Source organism: Flavobacterium anhuiense (genome assembly GCF_004151235.1).
Taxonomy (GTDB): Bacteria; Bacteroidota; Bacteroidia; order Flavobacteriales; family Flavobacteriaceae; genus Flavobacterium; species Flavobacterium anhuiense_A.
In genome coordinates this window covers 75,651-91,923 of record NZ_JUIV01000002.1, presented here as the reverse complement: position 1 = coordinate 91,923, position 16,273 = coordinate 75,651, and the positions used below count along the sequence as shown (strand labels likewise).

The 16,273-nt window shown below is 32.9% G+C and carries 18 protein-coding genes; 1 reads left to right on the top strand and 17 read right to left on the bottom strand.

Annotated elements, in window-relative coordinates:
- Positions 1-127 precede the first annotated feature (127 nt).
- Both NU08_RS03210 and rbfA read right to left on the bottom strand, forming a co-directional pair.
- Positions 128-1,327, bottom strand: coding sequence for an ABC transporter permease (locus tag NU08_RS03210; RefSeq protein ID WP_129745833.1), 1,200 nt, complete (start codon positions 1,325-1,327; stop codon positions 128-130).
- 1 nt (position 1,328) lies between these two features.
- Positions 1,329-1,721 carry a 30S ribosome-binding factor RbfA gene (rbfA, locus tag NU08_RS03205; protein ID WP_008465852.1) on the bottom strand — a complete coding sequence of 131 codons (393 nt, stop codon included), beginning with the start codon at positions 1,719-1,721 and terminating at the stop codon, positions 1,329-1,331.
- A 124-nt stretch (positions 1,722-1,845) separates the two neighbouring features.
- On the opposite strand from rbfA, the gene NU08_RS03200 reads away from it, so the two are divergent.
- Positions 1,846-2,265, top strand: a complete 420-nt coding sequence (locus tag NU08_RS03200) for a CBS domain-containing protein (RefSeq protein WP_129745832.1) — start codon at positions 1,846-1,848, stop codon at positions 2,263-2,265.
- A 44-nt stretch (positions 2,266-2,309) separates the two neighbouring features.
- On the opposite strand, the gene NU08_RS03195 is transcribed toward NU08_RS03200, so the two are convergent.
- From NU08_RS03195 to NU08_RS03120, 15 genes are all read right to left on the bottom strand, one after another.
- Positions 2,310-3,563, bottom strand: a complete 1,254-nt coding sequence (locus tag NU08_RS03195) for a murein hydrolase activator EnvC family protein (protein ID WP_129745831.1) — start codon at positions 3,561-3,563, stop codon at positions 2,310-2,312.
- 24 nt (positions 3,564-3,587) lie between these two features.
- A complete protein-coding gene (locus NU08_RS03190; RefSeq protein ID WP_129745830.1) occupies positions 3,588-4,367 on the bottom strand; it encodes a DUF4292 domain-containing protein in 780 nt (259 codons plus the stop codon).
- A gap of 7 nt (positions 4,368-4,374) precedes the next feature.
- Positions 4,375-5,727, bottom strand: a complete 1,353-nt coding sequence (locus NU08_RS03185; RefSeq protein ID WP_129745829.1) for a tetratricopeptide repeat protein — start codon at positions 5,725-5,727, stop codon at positions 4,375-4,377.
- Between the two features lie 48 nt (positions 5,728-5,775).
- Entirely contained in the window at positions 5,776-6,792 is a 1,017-nt protein-coding gene (locus NU08_RS03180; protein ID WP_129745828.1) for a sugar phosphate nucleotidyltransferase, read from the bottom strand.
- 65 nt (positions 6,793-6,857) lie between these two features.
- Positions 6,858-7,292: a dUTP diphosphatase gene (gene dut, locus NU08_RS03175; protein ID WP_008465845.1), complete on the bottom strand. Its 435-nt coding sequence runs from the start codon at positions 7,290-7,292 to the stop codon at positions 6,858-6,860.
- 27 nt (positions 7,293-7,319) lie between these two features.
- Positions 7,320-8,780, bottom strand: a complete 1,461-nt coding sequence (locus tag NU08_RS03170) for a lipopolysaccharide biosynthesis protein (RefSeq protein WP_129745827.1) — start codon at positions 8,778-8,780, stop codon at positions 7,320-7,322.
- Between the two features lie 94 nt (positions 8,781-8,874).
- Complete coding sequence (locus NU08_RS03165; RefSeq protein WP_129745826.1) at positions 8,875-9,321, bottom strand: GNAT family N-acetyltransferase; 447 nt, start codon at positions 9,319-9,321, stop codon at positions 8,875-8,877.
- Positions 9,322-9,985: 664 nt separating this feature from the next.
- The gene (gene atpG, locus NU08_RS03160) at positions 9,986-10,846 is read right to left on the bottom strand and encodes an ATP synthase F1 subunit gamma (protein ID WP_129745825.1); all 861 of its coding nucleotides are present in this window, start codon (positions 10,844-10,846) and stop codon (positions 9,986-9,988) included.
- An 89-nt stretch (positions 10,847-10,935) separates the two neighbouring features.
- Positions 10,936-12,513, bottom strand: a complete 1,578-nt coding sequence (atpA, locus tag NU08_RS03155) for a F0F1 ATP synthase subunit alpha (protein ID WP_129745824.1) — start codon at positions 12,511-12,513, stop codon at positions 10,936-10,938.
- A gap of 37 nt (positions 12,514-12,550) precedes the next feature.
- Positions 12,551-13,084 (bottom strand): ATP synthase F1 subunit delta, encoded by a 534-nt coding sequence (gene atpH / locus NU08_RS03150; protein WP_129745823.1) that lies wholly within the window; start codon positions 13,082-13,084, stop codon positions 12,551-12,553.
- Positions 13,085-13,088: 4 nt separating this feature from the next.
- The gene (locus NU08_RS03145; RefSeq protein WP_008465836.1) at positions 13,089-13,589 is read right to left on the bottom strand and encodes a F0F1 ATP synthase subunit B; all 501 of its coding nucleotides are present in this window, start codon (positions 13,587-13,589) and stop codon (positions 13,089-13,091) included.
- A 90-nt stretch (positions 13,590-13,679) separates the two neighbouring features.
- Positions 13,680-13,877, bottom strand: a complete 198-nt coding sequence (atpE, locus tag NU08_RS03140) for an ATP synthase F0 subunit C (RefSeq protein WP_008465835.1) — start codon at positions 13,875-13,877, stop codon at positions 13,680-13,682.
- A 34-nt stretch (positions 13,878-13,911) separates the two neighbouring features.
- Complete coding sequence (atpB, locus tag NU08_RS03135) at positions 13,912-15,087, bottom strand: F0F1 ATP synthase subunit A (protein WP_119788773.1); 1,176 nt, start codon at positions 15,085-15,087, stop codon at positions 13,912-13,914.
- A 568-nt stretch (positions 15,088-15,655) separates the two neighbouring features.
- Positions 15,656-15,883, bottom strand: coding sequence for an AtpZ/AtpI family protein (locus tag NU08_RS03125; protein WP_008465831.1), 228 nt, complete (start codon positions 15,881-15,883; stop codon positions 15,656-15,658).
- Positions 15,864-16,262 carry a polymer-forming cytoskeletal protein gene (locus NU08_RS03120; RefSeq protein WP_111368379.1) on the bottom strand — a complete coding sequence of 133 codons (399 nt, stop codon included), beginning with the start codon at positions 16,260-16,262 and terminating at the stop codon, positions 15,864-15,866. The genes NU08_RS03125 and NU08_RS03120 overlap by 20 nt, the downstream gene beginning before the upstream one ends.
- Positions 16,263-16,273 lie beyond the last annotated feature (11 nt).

Sequence of the window (16,273 nt, the reverse complement as noted above, 5' to 3'; positions counted from 1 at the left end):
TCTGAACTAAAAAAGTAAAACGTAAGTATCCTAATTATTCTAAAAAATAAAATAGGATTAGGCAGAAACAATCATATGCTGTAGATTTTCAAGGCGGTAAATATAAGTAATATTTTTAAAGGAGAAATTAATCTAGTAATTTTTTACTTACGCGACTGCTTGCAATTAACGAAGCAACAAACCCTAAAGAGATAATTGTTGTCATAACAATAAGAACATTTTCTACTGTAAAAACAACTGGGTAAGCCAGAGTTGGCGTAATCATGATAAGTTCAAATTTCTGCTGTAATATCACGAGAATAATACCTAAAATAAGTCCGATCAAGCCACCAAATACGCTTAATAAAGTTCCTTGCAACAAAAATATTTTTCGAAGATCACCAATATCTGATCCTAAATTGAAAAGTGTTTTTAGATTTCCTTTCTTTTCTAAAATCATCATAATCAAGGCGCCAATCAAATTAAAAAGTGCTACAATGATTACTAAGGTAAATATGAGATAAACCGCGATATTTTCAGTATTGAGCATTTTGTATAAAGACTCGTTTAACTGAGCTCTATTTTTTAAAGTGATCTTATTTTTAAAAATAGAATTAAGTTTTGATTTTACAGCGCTTTCATCTGCGTTTTCTTTTAATTTAAATTCTAATCCCGAGATTTGATTGTGCTTGTACATTAACAATTCTTGCACTAAACCTAAATCTGCAAATACGTATTTTGAATCTAAATCTTCGCTGATGGAATAAATCCCAACAGGCAAAACATCTGTTTTATTGAAAGCCTCTTCTGGATTTTCGATCCCTCCCTTTCCTGGTTTTGGAGCAAAAATCTGTAGCGGATTTTCAAAATCCAAAATTCCCATGGAGAAATTTTGAGCTAAACCATAACCAATTACAACTTGAAAACTATCTGGTTTTAGCCATTGACCATTAAAAAGTTTTTTCTTGATATCGTTAACAACTGGATATAAACTGTCAACCCCTTTTAAATACGTAACTTGCTGCTTGTCTTTGAATAAAAATAAAACACGCTCTTCTATGATTTTGGTGTAAGAAGCAACACCTTCTATTTTTTTGATTTGATTCTCCTGATCGGGCGTAATTAAAAATGATTTTCCATAAGTGCTTGTCAATTTTAAATCAGGATCGATTTCGTTTGTAAACGAAAGACTAAAAACCTTTAACCCACTGAAAACAGATAAAACTACAAACAAAGCCATTGTACCAACAATGATTCCCATGCTGGCAATACGGTTGATAATATTGATAGCATTATTTTTACTGCTGCTAAAAATATAACGTTTGGCTATGTATAAAGGGAAATTCAAATTATGACTTTCTTCTTTTTTCTAAAAGATCACGGTTTTCTATTGGGTTTTCTTTTCCTGCAAGTGCATTGTCAATTTTCTCTATATAATCTAGAGAATCGTCTATAAAGAATACCAAATTCGGAACACGACGCAATTGTAAACGTACACGCTGTGCCAAATCATGTTTGATTAAATTTGAATTTGTTTTTATGGCTTCTAAAGTTTCTTTGGCTTTTTCTTGAGGAAAAATGCTTAAATATACTGTCGCTATAGATAAATCTGTAGTTACACTTACTTTGGATACTGAAATTACCAAGTTTGTAATTCCGTTTTTTCTCACTTCACCTTGCAAAATGTCAACCAGATCTTTCTGAAGAACACCGCCTATTTTTTTCTGTCTATTTGTTTCCATACTGCAAAAATACTAAAATTTAGTCGTATTACATGTTCTTTTAATTGTTTTAAAAGCTGATAAAGGTCATAGCACTTGAGGGAATTATTCTACATATTTGATATAAATATAAAACTAATCTATCATGAAAAAAAGAGAACCAATTAGCCACATTATGACAAAAACTGTTGTGACTGCAAACGAAAAAGATGATCTGAAAACAGTGGTCGAAAAACTAAAAGCAAATACAATTCGTCACATTCCAATTGTAAGAGGCAAAGAAGTAATTGGAATTATCAGCCGAACAGATATTAACCGATTGACTTTTGGTGCTTTGTTTGAAGGTCAAGACAATGCTGATGAAGCCATATTAGAAATGTTGACTGTTCCTCAAGTAATGACTTCAAAACCAAAAACAGTATCGTCTGATACTATCATTCGAGATTTAGCAGAAATTTTTGTGAAAGAAGATTTCCATGCACTCCCTGTTGTTGATAAAGGCGAACTAAAAGGAATTGTGACAACTACTGATGTTGTAAAATATTTTCTAGAACAATATGATTAAATTATAATTGAATAAAAAAGGGAGCTAAGTGCTCCCTTAATTTTTTATCTGCTTTGCAGCCATCCTTCCGGATTATTGTTTGATGTATTTTGTAGAATCAGGAATTTTATAATTGTTTTTCCTGTATCTCCACTTGTTCTAACTCTTCCTATAGTCTGTTTAGTTGTCACTTTATCTCCTTGACTTACCGAAACCGAACTTAAGTTTTGATATACCGTAAAGTAATCTCCATGCTGAATCACAACTGCTTTATTTACTGGCGACAATACGATAACTTTAGAAACTTCTCCAGCAAATACTGCTCTAGCGCTTGCTCCATCCTCTGTAGTAATCTCAACTCCAGAATTATGAACAGTGATTGAAGGATGTAGCGGGTGTGGTTGATCTCCATAACCAAGCGAAATAAATCCTTTTTCTACTGGCCAAGGCAATCTTCCTCTGTTTGCTTTAAAGTCTGCTGCTAGAATTTTATCTTCTGGAGTTAGTGCGATTTTTGAAGAAGAAACTGGTGCTTTTGCTTCACTAGAACCTGGATTTGCTTTTGCTCTTTCGGCTGCCGCTTTTCTATTTGCTTCTGCAATCGCTTCACGGATTAATCGGTCAATCTGTTTGTCAATTCTCTTCGCTTCATTTTGTTTTGATCGAATATCAGCAGCAATTTTATTTTTATCTTTTTTAAGGGCATTAACCAATTTCTGCTGCTCTTTTTTCTCTGCTTCTAGAGTAACTTTCTCCTTTTGATTTTCAGCAATAATCTTCTTTTTTACTTGTCTCTGCCCATCCAATTTAGCATTAAAATCAACTAACTGAGCTGTTTTTGATTGAATTTCAAGACCTTGATTTTTTCTGAATGCAGTATATTGCTTTAAATATTGTGCTCTTTTATAAGCTTGCAAAAAACTTTCAGAAGATAAAATGAACATTGCTCGGCTTTGCTCAGAACGGCTTTTGTATGATTTTAAAATCATCTCAGCATAGTCTTCTTTTAAAACTTTTAGTTCTTTTTTAAGTTTATTTACCTGAACCTGATTAATGTACATATCATTACTAATCAGCCTTTCTTGTTTTGCTGTTGTATTGATTAATTTCTCTTTAAGTTTGATTTTATTTGCCTGAATTAAATATTCGTTTACGGCAGATTTCTCTTTTTTTCGAACAGATTGCAACATCTTTTCGTTATCTCTGATTTCCTGCTGAATTTGAGCTTTACGCTGCTCCAGTTTTTCTTGCTGAGAATCCTGCGCCCATACAAATGTAGTGGCACAAATTAAAACTAGACTTAGGAGAAATTTTGGCATGTTTCTGTTTTTATTTTTGCAAATTTACTTAATTGTCATCTTTTTATAACCGCTCGGAACGCTATAAGGAAAAGTAAGTTGTTCATTAAATGAAATATTGTTGTAATTCAAATTAATACTTGTTTTCCCTTTGGGCTGTACTGCATTGATTTCAATACTCGTTGGAAGTATTCCCTGGTCAAAAGTTTTGCTGTCTGAGTAAGCAATCTGTAATGTTCTATTTTCAGATGGTTGCGAAATCTCTTCTTTCTGAATTAAATATTTCTCTCCATCCAAGAAAAAAGTCTTTTTTAAATTAGCATCTTTTTCTTCGTCAAGTCTGAATAAATTATCTACGATTGTTTGAGTATATTTTCCTTTTCTTAAATCGTCAAAAGCTTCTCCAACCAATAGATTTTGAACTTTACTATAATCTAAATCTGTTCCTAACCATTTACTTAAACTAGTAAAATCTCCTTCGTAATAAGTACTGTTTATTTTCTCATAATAACTTACTGCATCAGGAGTTATTAAAGCTTTAGCCATTGTGATTCCTAAAAAACGAACACTTATTAGAATCTGCTTGTCTTTTTCAATTCTAATTTCAGCTGTAACATTCTGGCTTTGCTTTTCATCAACATATTTTGCACTTGCTTTTATGTACAAAGTCGAAAAATCTAACTTGTTGTCGTAATGTTTTTCAATTACTTTTTTGTCTTCTTTCTCTACAATTGTCTGGCTTGTATTTCCTTGCACTGCTACTGCTTTGGATTTGCATGAAACTACGGCAATAGACAATACTAGTATTGATATATATTTTTTCATCTAAATTTTATTTTTTCTTTTTTAATAATTCATTTGCCTTCAAAAAGTATTCCTCTTTTTTCTTCGCATCTCCCAATCCATTGTATGCCTCTCCTAACTGAATATTAAAATTTGATTCTAATTTTACGTCATCCACTACATAATCAAGACCCATTTCTAAGACGGTTTTTGCATTTTTAAATTGTTTCTGCTGATTGCTCCCTAAACCTGCATAATAGTAAAACTGAGCCTGACTCGGATAAACTTCAATCAGCATCATGGCTCTTTTGGTCATTGGCTCGTATTGTTTTGCCTGCGCATAGGCATCCAACAATAGCATATTGGTTTCAAGATCTGTATCTGAATTCGCTTTTAAATCTTTTTCATAATATTTAATCGCATTTTCAAACTGTCCTTTGCTATGGTAAAATTTTCCAATTTCTTTGGCAACGTCAACCTCTTTATCATTATCAAAATAAGAAATAGCTTTTTCTAAATCGGCAGAATACTGTGGATTTTTATTTACATAAATCAAAAATTCATTCAAAGTTCTATGTTTGATTTTTGAATCGATTTTTGAACTTGCTAAAATCACGTTCATCGATTTTAAAGCTTTATCTGCCTGATTGGCATCCAAATAAGTTTTAAACAAACTTACCTGTCCCCATTCTGAATTTGGAATTTCTTTAGCCAACTGTTTTGCTACTTCAAGCGATTTCTCATTTTCATTGTTTTTTGAATACAATAAAATAAGATTCAAATAATTGGATTCTTCTTTCGGATCTTTTTTAATCTGCTGAATTAGATTGTCAATTTCAGCATTCTGATATTTCCCTTGCGATAAAATCTGAGCCTTGTAAATTTCGCGGTCTGAAGATTTTCCAAACTTATCGTTCATTTCGTTAATCGCGATCAATGCCTTATCGTACTGATTGGTGATCATGTACAGCGAAATCAAATCGTCTTTATATTCTTCGTCAAAAACAATTATTTTTTGAATAATTTCAATTGCCAAAGGATAGTTTTTTGTCTCATAGCTTACATCATAAATTCCGAGCCAAAACCATTTATTCTTAGGATCAAGCTGTGTAGCTTTTTCAAAAGCGGTTTGTGCATTTTGATATTCTTTAAGCGCAAAATAGTTTTTTCCTAATTCAAAATAAGCAACTGCATCATTGGGTTTAAGTTTAATACATTTCTCCAATGATACAATGGCTTTATCATAATTTTCAATTCCTTTTTGTTTTAATGATTCATAAAATGAGTCTTGATATTCGTCTGTTGCCATAGCAATATCCTCGGGTTCTGTCTGAGCAAAAACCGAAAATGATGTGCTGAATAAAGCAAAAACCAATATTGTAAAAACTCCTTTTTTAATCATTTCTAAAAATTACATTTTAAACAAAACGAAACTTTCTCAATTTTTATTTTATTCTAAAACAGCGTAATCTCCAATGCTGATGCTTGTAAATTTTCCATCGTAACTTACATGATTTCCGATCATTGCATTATCTAAAGCAGCATTTTTAATTTGAGAATAAGTCTGGATCAAACTATTTTTGATTGTACTGTCTGACACGTGGCATCCTTTTCCAAGAGAAACATTTGGACCGATTATAGTGTTTTTCAGAACAACATTTTCTCCAATATAACAAGGAGGAATAATTGTTGAATTTTCTAAAGTCACACCATAATCTACTAAATGCTCTCCATCATTGTGAAGAAAACCAAGCATTCTTGTGTTTGTTTCAACTGTAACGTCTTTGTTACCACAATCCATCCACTCATCTACGCTTCCTGTTTTGAAAACTTTTCCGTTTGCCATCATCGCTTTGATACCATCATTAATCTGGTATTCTCCACCATTCTGAATATTATTATCTAAAACATTTTGAAGTTCATTTCTCAAAATTCCAACTTCTTTAAAATAATAAATTCCGATAACAGCTAAGTCACTAACAAACTCTTTTGGTTTTTCAACCAATTCTATAATTTCATTATTTTGGTTCAGTTTTACAACACCAAAAGCCTCTGGCTGATCTACTTGTTTTACCCAGATTACCGCATCTGCTTCTGGATCTAATTCAAAATCTGCTCTAATTAAAGTATCTGCATAAGCAATTACAGCTGGACCAGAAAGAGATTCTTTTGCACACATAATAGCGTGTCCAGTTCCTAATGGCTGATCTTGACGATAGATGGAAGCTTTTGCTCCTAATCCTTTTGCTAGATCTTCTAAACTTGCTACAACATCATCTCCAAAGAAAGCTTCGTCTCCTAAAATAAAAGCAACTTCTTCAATTGGTTCTTTTAATATTTTGGCAATATCTTCAACTAAACGGTGTACGATAGATTTCCCTGCAACTGGAATTAAAGGTTTTGGAACCGTTAATGTATGAGGCCTCAATCTTGATCCGCGGCCTGCCATTGGCACAATTATTTTCATTCTTTATTTGATTTTTATGGGAAGATCTCTAAAAATCTTCATTGGGTTTGGTCTTTGTTTTTCTATTATTTTACTCCAGTGCTTCCAAAGCCTCCTTCACCTCTTGATGTTTCAGAAAGTGTTTCAACTTCAATCCATTCAGCTCTTTCGTGTTTTGCAATAATCAGCTGTGCAATTCGCTCTCCATTTTCGATTACAAAATCGTCATTAGATAAATTTACTAAAATTACTCCGATTTCTCCTCTGTAATCTGCATCAACAGTTCCTGGCGAATTCAAAACCGTTACGCCTTTTTTAGCAGCCAGACCACTTCTTGGTCTTACTTGTGCTTCATAACCAATCGGCAACTCGATAAAAAGTCCTGTTTTTACAATAGTTCTTTCTAAAGGTTTTAACGTGATAGGTTCTATAATATTGGCACGAAGATCCATTCCTGCAGAAGCAATCGTTTCGTAGTTTGGTAAATCGTGCTGTGATTTATTGATAATTTGAATTTTCATTTTTTGAATATAATTTTTTAAAGCGTCTTATTTTCTTTTCATTATTCCTTTAATAGTATCTTTTTCAAAATGGTAAACCATGTACATAAAGATTAAAAGAAGCGGAATTCCAACATAATATTTTTCTCTAAATCCGTAAAATGAGATTATTGAAAATACTATTGAAACACCTAAATAAGCACCAATCTTGTTCATATCATAAGGAATTGGATAGTATCTATTTCCTAAAACATAAGAAATAAGCATCATACTTCCGTAAGCTGAAATAGTAGCAATTGCAGATCCGTAATAGCTGTATTTCGGAATTAAAAGATAATTTAAAATCAAGGTAACAATAGCTCCAACAATAGAAATGTAAGCTCCGATTTTTGTTTTGTCTGTTAATTTGTACCAAACCGATAAATTGTTGTAGATACCCAAAAAGAAATTTGCCAAAATAATTAATGGCACAACTTTCATCGCTTCCCAATAGGATTTGTTGTCTAATAATAAATATTTTAAAACGTCCGCAAAAACAATTACACCCAATAAAATTAATGATCCTAAAATCACAAAGTATTTCGTAATTACCGCGTAAGTCTGCGGAGCATTTTCATTTTTGGCGTGGCTAAAAAAGAAAGGCTCAATTCCTAATCTAAAAGCTGTAGCAAAAAGAACCATAAACAATCCTAATTTGTAGCAGGCAGAATAGGCTCCAACTTCAGACTTTGCCAAGTTTTCAGGAAGTAAATAACCCAATAAGATTTTGTCGAAATGTTCATTTACTGCAAAAGCCAATCCGGCAACCAAAATCGGAAGTCCGTATTTCATCATTTTTTTCCAAAGTACAGGATCGAATTTTCGTCCAAGCGAAAGATAATTTGGAGAAAGTACCACAAAAGTTGCTAAACTTGCCAGAAGATTGGCAATGAAAATATAAGCAATCTGGAAATTTTGAACATATAAATTATCCCAAATAGAATTTGGGTTTGCCTCTGCCAATTTTGGAAGATACATCAAGAAAAATATATTCAGCAATAAGTTTATAACAACATTTCCAATCTTGATAGCCGCATAAACCATTGGTCTCTGATTGGCTCTAAGTTTTGAAAATGGAATTAAAACTAGTGCGTCTAAAACTAAAATCCATACCGTATAAGTAATGTATTGAACATCAACTTCGGCTAAATTTGCTAGTGTATTTCTAAAAATCAATCCAGCAAAAAGAAAGATTATTGAGGTCCAAAATATAGAAATGGTAGAAGTTGCGATTACATTTTTCTTGTCCTCTTCGGCACTATAGAATCTAAAAAATGCAGTTTCCATTCCGTAAGAAAGAACCACGTTAAAGAAAACCATCCAAGACAATACAATCGAAACTTCACCATACTCAGCAGTAGGCAAAATTCCTGTATATAATCTCACTAATAAAAAACTCAGCATTCTCGGTAAAACTGTAGCCAGTCCGTAAATTGCCGTTTGCTTGAATAGATTTTTATATAATCCCAAAATATAATTCTAATAATGTTTGTAAGACAAAAATAACCATTTCTTTTGTTTAATGGTGTTTTTGTTGATGCAATAAAGAAAACTTCTATTGTTTTTAAACCGTTAATTTCTTTTCGTCCAAAATTTTCACAAAATGAAATCCTTTCGGAGCATAACCCTGATTATAATAAAATCGATGTGCTCCAAAATTCCCTGTAAATGCATCTAAAACGATACTGCTGCAATTTAACTCAATGGCTTTTTTCTCTATATAATCGGTCAGCATTTTTCCAATACCTTTAGATCGATATTCTGGATTAACGACAAAATTGTCAATCTCAAGATATTTTCCTGTCCAAAGTTTTGTAGCCGACCAACAGCCAGTCAGACCCAGACAAATGTCATCTTCAAATACTGCAATTTGAATATAATTATGCGGGAGCATTTCAGCCAGAAATGTTTCATATTTCTCAATAGATATATTTGGATATAAAAATCGAATCGTATGGATTTGAGCTACCATATCTTCAATGGTTTTAAGCTCTTTTATTTGTAAGGCCATTGTTTATAGAAATAGGATTCAAAAATACTTAAAATATAGACTAGGAGAACAGGTTTTGCTCTTTGAAAATAAATTAAACTTAACAAAAAAAGGAAATCCTTGACAGAAACTATTCTTAAAACACTTATATTAAGATAATTATGTATGATTTTTTAACACAACATGTGAAATATATAAAATAGAGATGAAAATTATGTAACATTTTTTTAACAGTCTTTTTTTAAATTTGTTACAAAGGGATTGGGAAAGCTAGATACAACCCTTCAAAAAAAGAAAGCACTGGGACTGATAAAGCTTGTTTGTTCCCATAAAAGACAAAGCATAAGGGATTGATTCAGCTGTATTGTAACCCTAATAAAAACAGAGCACTGGGACTGATAAAGCTTGTTTGTTCCCACAAAAGACAAAGCACAAGGGATTGATTCTGCTGTATTGTAACCCTTAAAAAAACAGAGCATTGGGATTAATAAAGCTAGTTTGTTCCCATGAAAGACAAAGCACACAGAGTCAATCTGTCTATTTTTATAAAATGGTAGTGATTCTCAACTTAATGATAATTTGAGAATCACCATTTTATAAAAGTATTTTTAAAAAAGAATAAAACTTCCAATAAAAAAGAAAAGCCAGCTAACGCTGGCTTTCTTTTTGTATATTATGGAATCGATTATCCGTTTAAAGCTTCTGCTCCACCAACAATCTCCAAAATCTCACTTGTAATCGCTGCCTGACGAGCTTTGTTATAAGTTAATTTCAATTGGTTTCTTAATGCTGTTGCATTATCTGTTGCTTTGTGCATTGCAGTCATACGCGCTCCATGCTCAGAAGCAAATGAATCACGAATACCTTTGTACAATTGTGTTTTTAAAGACTTTGGAATTAAAGCCAATACAATTTCTTCTTTTCCTGGCTCAAAAATGTAATCTCCAGAAACTGCAGAAGCATCAGTATTAATAGGCGCTAACGGTAAAAATTGCTCTACCTGAACAATCTGAGTCGCAGCATTTTTAAACTGATTGTATACTAATTCAATTCTGTCGTATTCTCCAGTTAAAAACTTTTGAGTTAAATTATCTGCAATTCCAGCAACATTTTCAAAAGTCAAATGATCATAAATTGCATTATGATGACCGTGGATTTTATGCGTTTTAACTAAAGCGTCTCCACCTTTTTTACCAATGGCAAAAACGTCAACTTGCTTTCCAGCATAAAACTCTGTACGGTTTTTAATCTCTTTAATAATATTTGAATTGAAAGCACCGCATAAACCTCTATTAGAAGTTATAGCTACCAACAATACTTTTTTTACTTCACGTTGTGTAGTGTAATCTCCTCCTACTTCACCCTCTAGTGTTGCAGAAAGGTCTTGCAATAACTCCGTTAATTTCTCGGCATAAGGACGCATTGCAGTGATTGCATCTTGTGCTTTCTTCAGCTTTGCAGCAGAAACCATTTTCATAGCCGATGTAATCTGCATCGTCGATGAAACGGAAGTAATTCTATTACGGATTTCCTTTAAATTTGCCATCTATTAATTAGAAAATGTGACAATCTGAAAATTAGATAATTAGAATAATGCTTAACACTATCTAATTATCTAATTAACGAATTATCTAATTAGTTATATTTTGCTGAAACTTCTTTTGCTGCTTTTTCGATTACGTCTGTAATTGCGTCATCTAATTTACCAGCTTTCAAAGCGTTAAGCGTATCTTTATGTTTACTGTTTAAGTAAGCGATAAAATCAGCTTCAAATTCTTTTACTTTATTTACAGGAACGTTTCTTAATAAGTTTTTAGATCCAGCGTAAATAATTGCAACTTGGTTTTCAACAGGATAAGGATCATTTAAACCTTGTTTCAAGATCTCAACGTTTCTTTTTCCTTTTTCGATTACGTTTAAAGTAACAGAATCTAAGTCAGAACCAAATTTAGCGAAAGCCTCTAATTCACGGAATTGAGCTTGGTCTAATTTTAATGTTCCAGAAACTTTTTTCATTGATTTAATCTGTGCATTACCTCCAACACGAGATACAGAGATACCTACGTTAATTGCAGGACGAACCCCAGAGTTGAACAAATCTCCATCAAGGAAAATCTGACCATCTGTAATAGAGATTACGTTTGTTGGGATATATGCAGAAACGTCACCAGCTTGAGTTTCGATAATTGGCAATGCAGTTAATGAACCACCACCTTTTACGATAGATTTGATAGAATCTGGTAAATCGTTCATGTTTTTAGCGATACCATCATCAGCGATTACTTTACAAGCACGCTCTAATAAACGAGAGTGTAAGTAGAAAACGTCTCCAGGGTAAGCCTCACGTCCCGGTGGTCTTCTTAATAAAAGAGAAACCTCACGGTAAGCAACAGCTTGTTTAGATAAATCATCATAAACGATAAGAGCTGGACGACCAGAATCTCTGAAGTACTCTCCAATAGCAGCACCAGCGAATGGAGCATAAACTTGCATTGGAGCCGGATCAGAAGCATTAGCAGCAACGATAACTGTATAAGCCATTGCTCCTTTTTCTTCTAACATTTTTGCGATTCCTGCTACAGTTGAAGCTTTTTGTCCAATTGCAACATATATACAGAATACAGGTTTTCCTGCATCGTAAAATTCTTTTTGATTTAAGATTGTATCGATACAAACAGTTGATTTACCTGTTTGACGGTCACCGATTACAAGCTCACGCTGTCCACGTCCAACTGGGATCATAGCATCAACTGCTTTTACTCCTGTTTGTAATGGCTCAGTTACTGGCTGACGGAAGATAACTCCAGGTGCTTTTCTTTCTAAAGGCATTTCGTATAAGTCACCACCGATTGGTCCTTTTCCATCAATTGGAAAACCAAGAGTGTTAACAACACGTCCTACCATTTGCTCACCTACTTTAAGAGAAGCAATACGTTGAGTTCTTTTTGCAGTAGATCCTTCTTTAAGTCCAGTTGATGGCCCTAATAATACAACCCCAACATTATCCTCTTCAAGATTCAATACGATACCTTCCATACCGTTATCAAATTCTACTAACTCTCCATATTGTACATTAGATAGCCCGTAAACACGAGCAATACCGTCTCCAACTTGAAGTACTGTTCCTACTTCCTCTAGCGTAGCACCAGATTCAAAACCTTCTACTTGCTTTCTTAATATTGCTGAAATTTCAGCAGGTTTGATTTCCGCCATCTTAATTTATAATTTAGACACTTTTTGTGTTATAAAACTAATTACTTAACTCTCTTTTTAATACTTGTAATCTGTTTGCAACAGAAGCATTGTATTGATTATCTCCTATTCTCAAAATAAATCCACCAATGATTGAAGGATCTACAATATTTTCAATTGTAATTTTTTTATCTGATAATGTTGCAACTTTTGCTAAAACTTTAGCTTCTAAAGCAGCATCCATTGGAATTGCTGTTGTAACTTTTGCTACTTCAACTCCATTGTTTACATCAAATAATTTATTGTATTCTACTGCAATTGCATCTAGAATTTCAAATCTTTTGTTTTCAAATAATAAACGGAACAATCCTTTTGTTACTCCATTTACATTTGCAAAAACTTCCAAAAGAGCACTTTCTTTAACTTCAACTGTTGTTGTTGGGTTTTGAATAAATGTACTCAATTCTGTATTTGTCTCAATTGCACTTGCAATTGATTTCATATCGTTATTTACAGCTTCGGCAACACCTTTAGAGTTTGCTAAGTCCAGAATTGCTTTTGCATAACGAATTGCTGCTCTTGTACCTGCCATAATCTTAGTTTAACTTTACGTCACCTAACATTTTCTCAACCAATTTAGTTTGAGATTCTTTGTTAGATAATTCTTCTTTCAATAATTTCTCAGCAATACTTAATGATAGAGAAGAAACTTGAGATTTCAATTCTGCCATTGCAGCATTTTTTTCGCTTTCGATAGCCGCTTTAGCTTGATCAATCATTTTTTGACCAGCTTCTTGAGCTTCGTTTTTAGAATCAGCAATCATTTTCTCTTTCATTTCGCGAGCTTCTTTCAACATCGCGTCACGTTCAGCACGAGCTTCATTCAAAATTCTTTGATTGTCAGCTTGTAAGTTTTCCATTTCTCTCTTTGCATTTTCAGCAGAAAGTAATGCATTTTTAATACCTTCTTCTCTTGCAGTAATAGATTCCATAATTGGTTTCCAAGCAAATTTTACTAAAAGTAAAATCAATATTACCAAGATTAAAGCTTGCCAGAAGAATAATCCGAATGAAAAATCGTTAATTAACTTATCCATTTTATATAACTATATTAAATATTTAATTTCTTTTTTAAAAGTAACAACATCTTTAACCAACCGTTAAAGATGCTGTTATTTCTCTCTTTATTATTTTCCTAAGATTAAAGCAGCGAATGCTAAACCTTCTAATAAAGCCGCGATAATAATCATCGCAGTTTGAATTTTACCAGCAGCTTCTGGCTGACGAGCAATAGCGTCCATAGCAGATCCACCGATTTTACCTAAACCTAAACCTGCACCGATTACTACTAAACCAGCACCTACTAAAGTTGGAATTGTTCCCATAACTATTTATATATATAAAATTAAACTTCTAAAATTAAATAATCGCAGTTTCGTCTTCGTGGTGGTGAGCGTGATCATGATCTTGAACAGCCATACCAATAAACAATGATGATAACATTGTGAAGATAAACGCTTGTAAAAATGCAACTAAAACTTCAATAACAGAGATAAACAAAGTTAATCCTAATGAGATTGGTAAATCTGCTGCTAAATTTTTTCCAACAAAGATCATTGCAATTAAACTCATGATTACTACGTGACCTGCAGTAATGTTTGCGTACAAACGAATTAATAATGCAAATGGTTTTGTTAATGTTCCTAAAACCTCAATTGGAGCTAAGATAATTTTCATTGGAACTGGCACTCCTGGCATCCAGAAGATGTGTCCCCAATAATCTTTGTTTGCACTAAATTGAGTAATGATAAATGTAAAGGCTGCTAAACAAACTGTAATAGCAATGTTTCCTGTTACGTTGATTCCTAGCGGAGTCATTCCTAATAGGTTTAAAACCCAAACAAAGAAAAACACTGTCAATAGGTAACCCATATATTTACGGTATTTTTTTTCTCCAATATTTGGAACTGCAATTTCATCTCTGATGAAAATTACAAGTGGTTCTAAAACTCTACCAAATCCTGTTGGGATTGGTCCTTTTTTGTATGATTTTGCTAAACCAGTAAACATGAAGAACAATAATACTGATACGAAAAGCATTGAAACAACATTTTTAGTAATCGAAAAATCTAATGGTTTTTCGTTTGATGGATGACCGTGCTCATCAAAGTTGATTGTTCCAGCAGCATCCGTTTTGTAAATTTTACCGTGAACTAATTTGTAGTAGCTACCATCAACTTCTGCAACTTCTTCTCCGTGGTGTAATTTTGAAGAAGAGAAAACTTTTAAACCTCCATCAATAAGAATAACTGGTAATGAAAAACCGTAGTGTTTATTTTCTTTTTCGTCTGAAAAGAAAACAAAGTCATGAGAATCTTGTAAGTGGTGATCAATAAAAGCATCCACTTTTGCCTTTGGGTCAAGAGCAACATGCTCTCCTTCTTCGTGAGCATTATGTGAAACTACTTTCTCTTCATGAGCAGTTTCAGTTTGAACATGCGTCGAGTCATTCTCTGGATTTGCAAAACCCATAATCGGTAGAGAAGCTACAAAAGCAGCAAGAATAAAGCTGAGTGGTTTGTTTGAAATCACCATATCGTGGAAAATCTTATTTTTTTACGTTTCTAAAATTTGGTGCAAAGGTACATTTTTTATTAATATTCAAAAGGATATGAAAAATTATTTTTAAACCTTGTTTTAAAGAATTGTTATTTTAAGGCTTTTCATTTAATAATCGGACAGTTAAAAGCGTCTGAAATAACAAAAACAGCACAAATGTTATAAAAAAACTGACTTTTTCAATATTGGTTTCCCCAGTTTGATTTTTTAAAATTGGCTGCAGAACTAAATAGGCTAATAACATTTGTGTAAAAGTCCCGAATAAAAACGTCATTCCGACGATTTCAAAATTCTTCTTTTTTACTACTAATAATATAAGGTATAATAAAGATGAAATTGCGAAAAAAGATATGTACAGTAATTCTAAACTGTAATGAAATTTCTCTGTATTAATTTCACTAAAGAAAAAAACGGCTTTATGTAGAATATAGGTTCCTAAAGCAAGACATAACAAATAAAAAATCGGTTTGTAATTTTTTGAAAGCATTTGAAATAATTTTTGTGCAAAGATGCAACTTTTATCTCAAGACGTTTTACATACAAACTACTTTGTTTTATTGATATCATTTACTTGTCGGATTACATTATATAATGCAACTCCAACTCCGACTAGTACAAAAATGGTATTATAATAAACTTTCGGGCTCGGATGTTCTTCGTCAAGCCAAGTCCCGAAATAGGAGAATACAAAAATAATGACTCCCATTTGAAAAGGAATGTTAATAAATGCGAGCCATTTATTTCTTCTATTATTATTCGGTTCCTTTTCCATCTTCTAGCATGATTACAGGGTTCGAATGGGCAAGCATCGTGCAGGTTGCTGTGAAATCGGCTCCTGGTTCTATCGAAAGTTTTCCTACTGCCACTTCTCCGTGTATTTGAGCAGTCGATTTAATATTAAGGGTTTCTAGAACTTTTATCTTTCCGTGAAACTCTCCTTCAATATCAGCATTATTACAAATTATTTCTCCTTTAACAGCTCCTTTGGCCCCAATCACTATTTTGCCTTGCGAAGTAAAGTTTCCAATCAATTCGCCGTCTAATCTAAAATCGGCTTTTGAGACTATATCTCCTACTATTGATGTTCCTTCAACAATTCTATTTGTTCTTCCTAATTGTTCAGTTCCATTTTTCTTTACTTTTTCAAACATGGCGGTTAAGA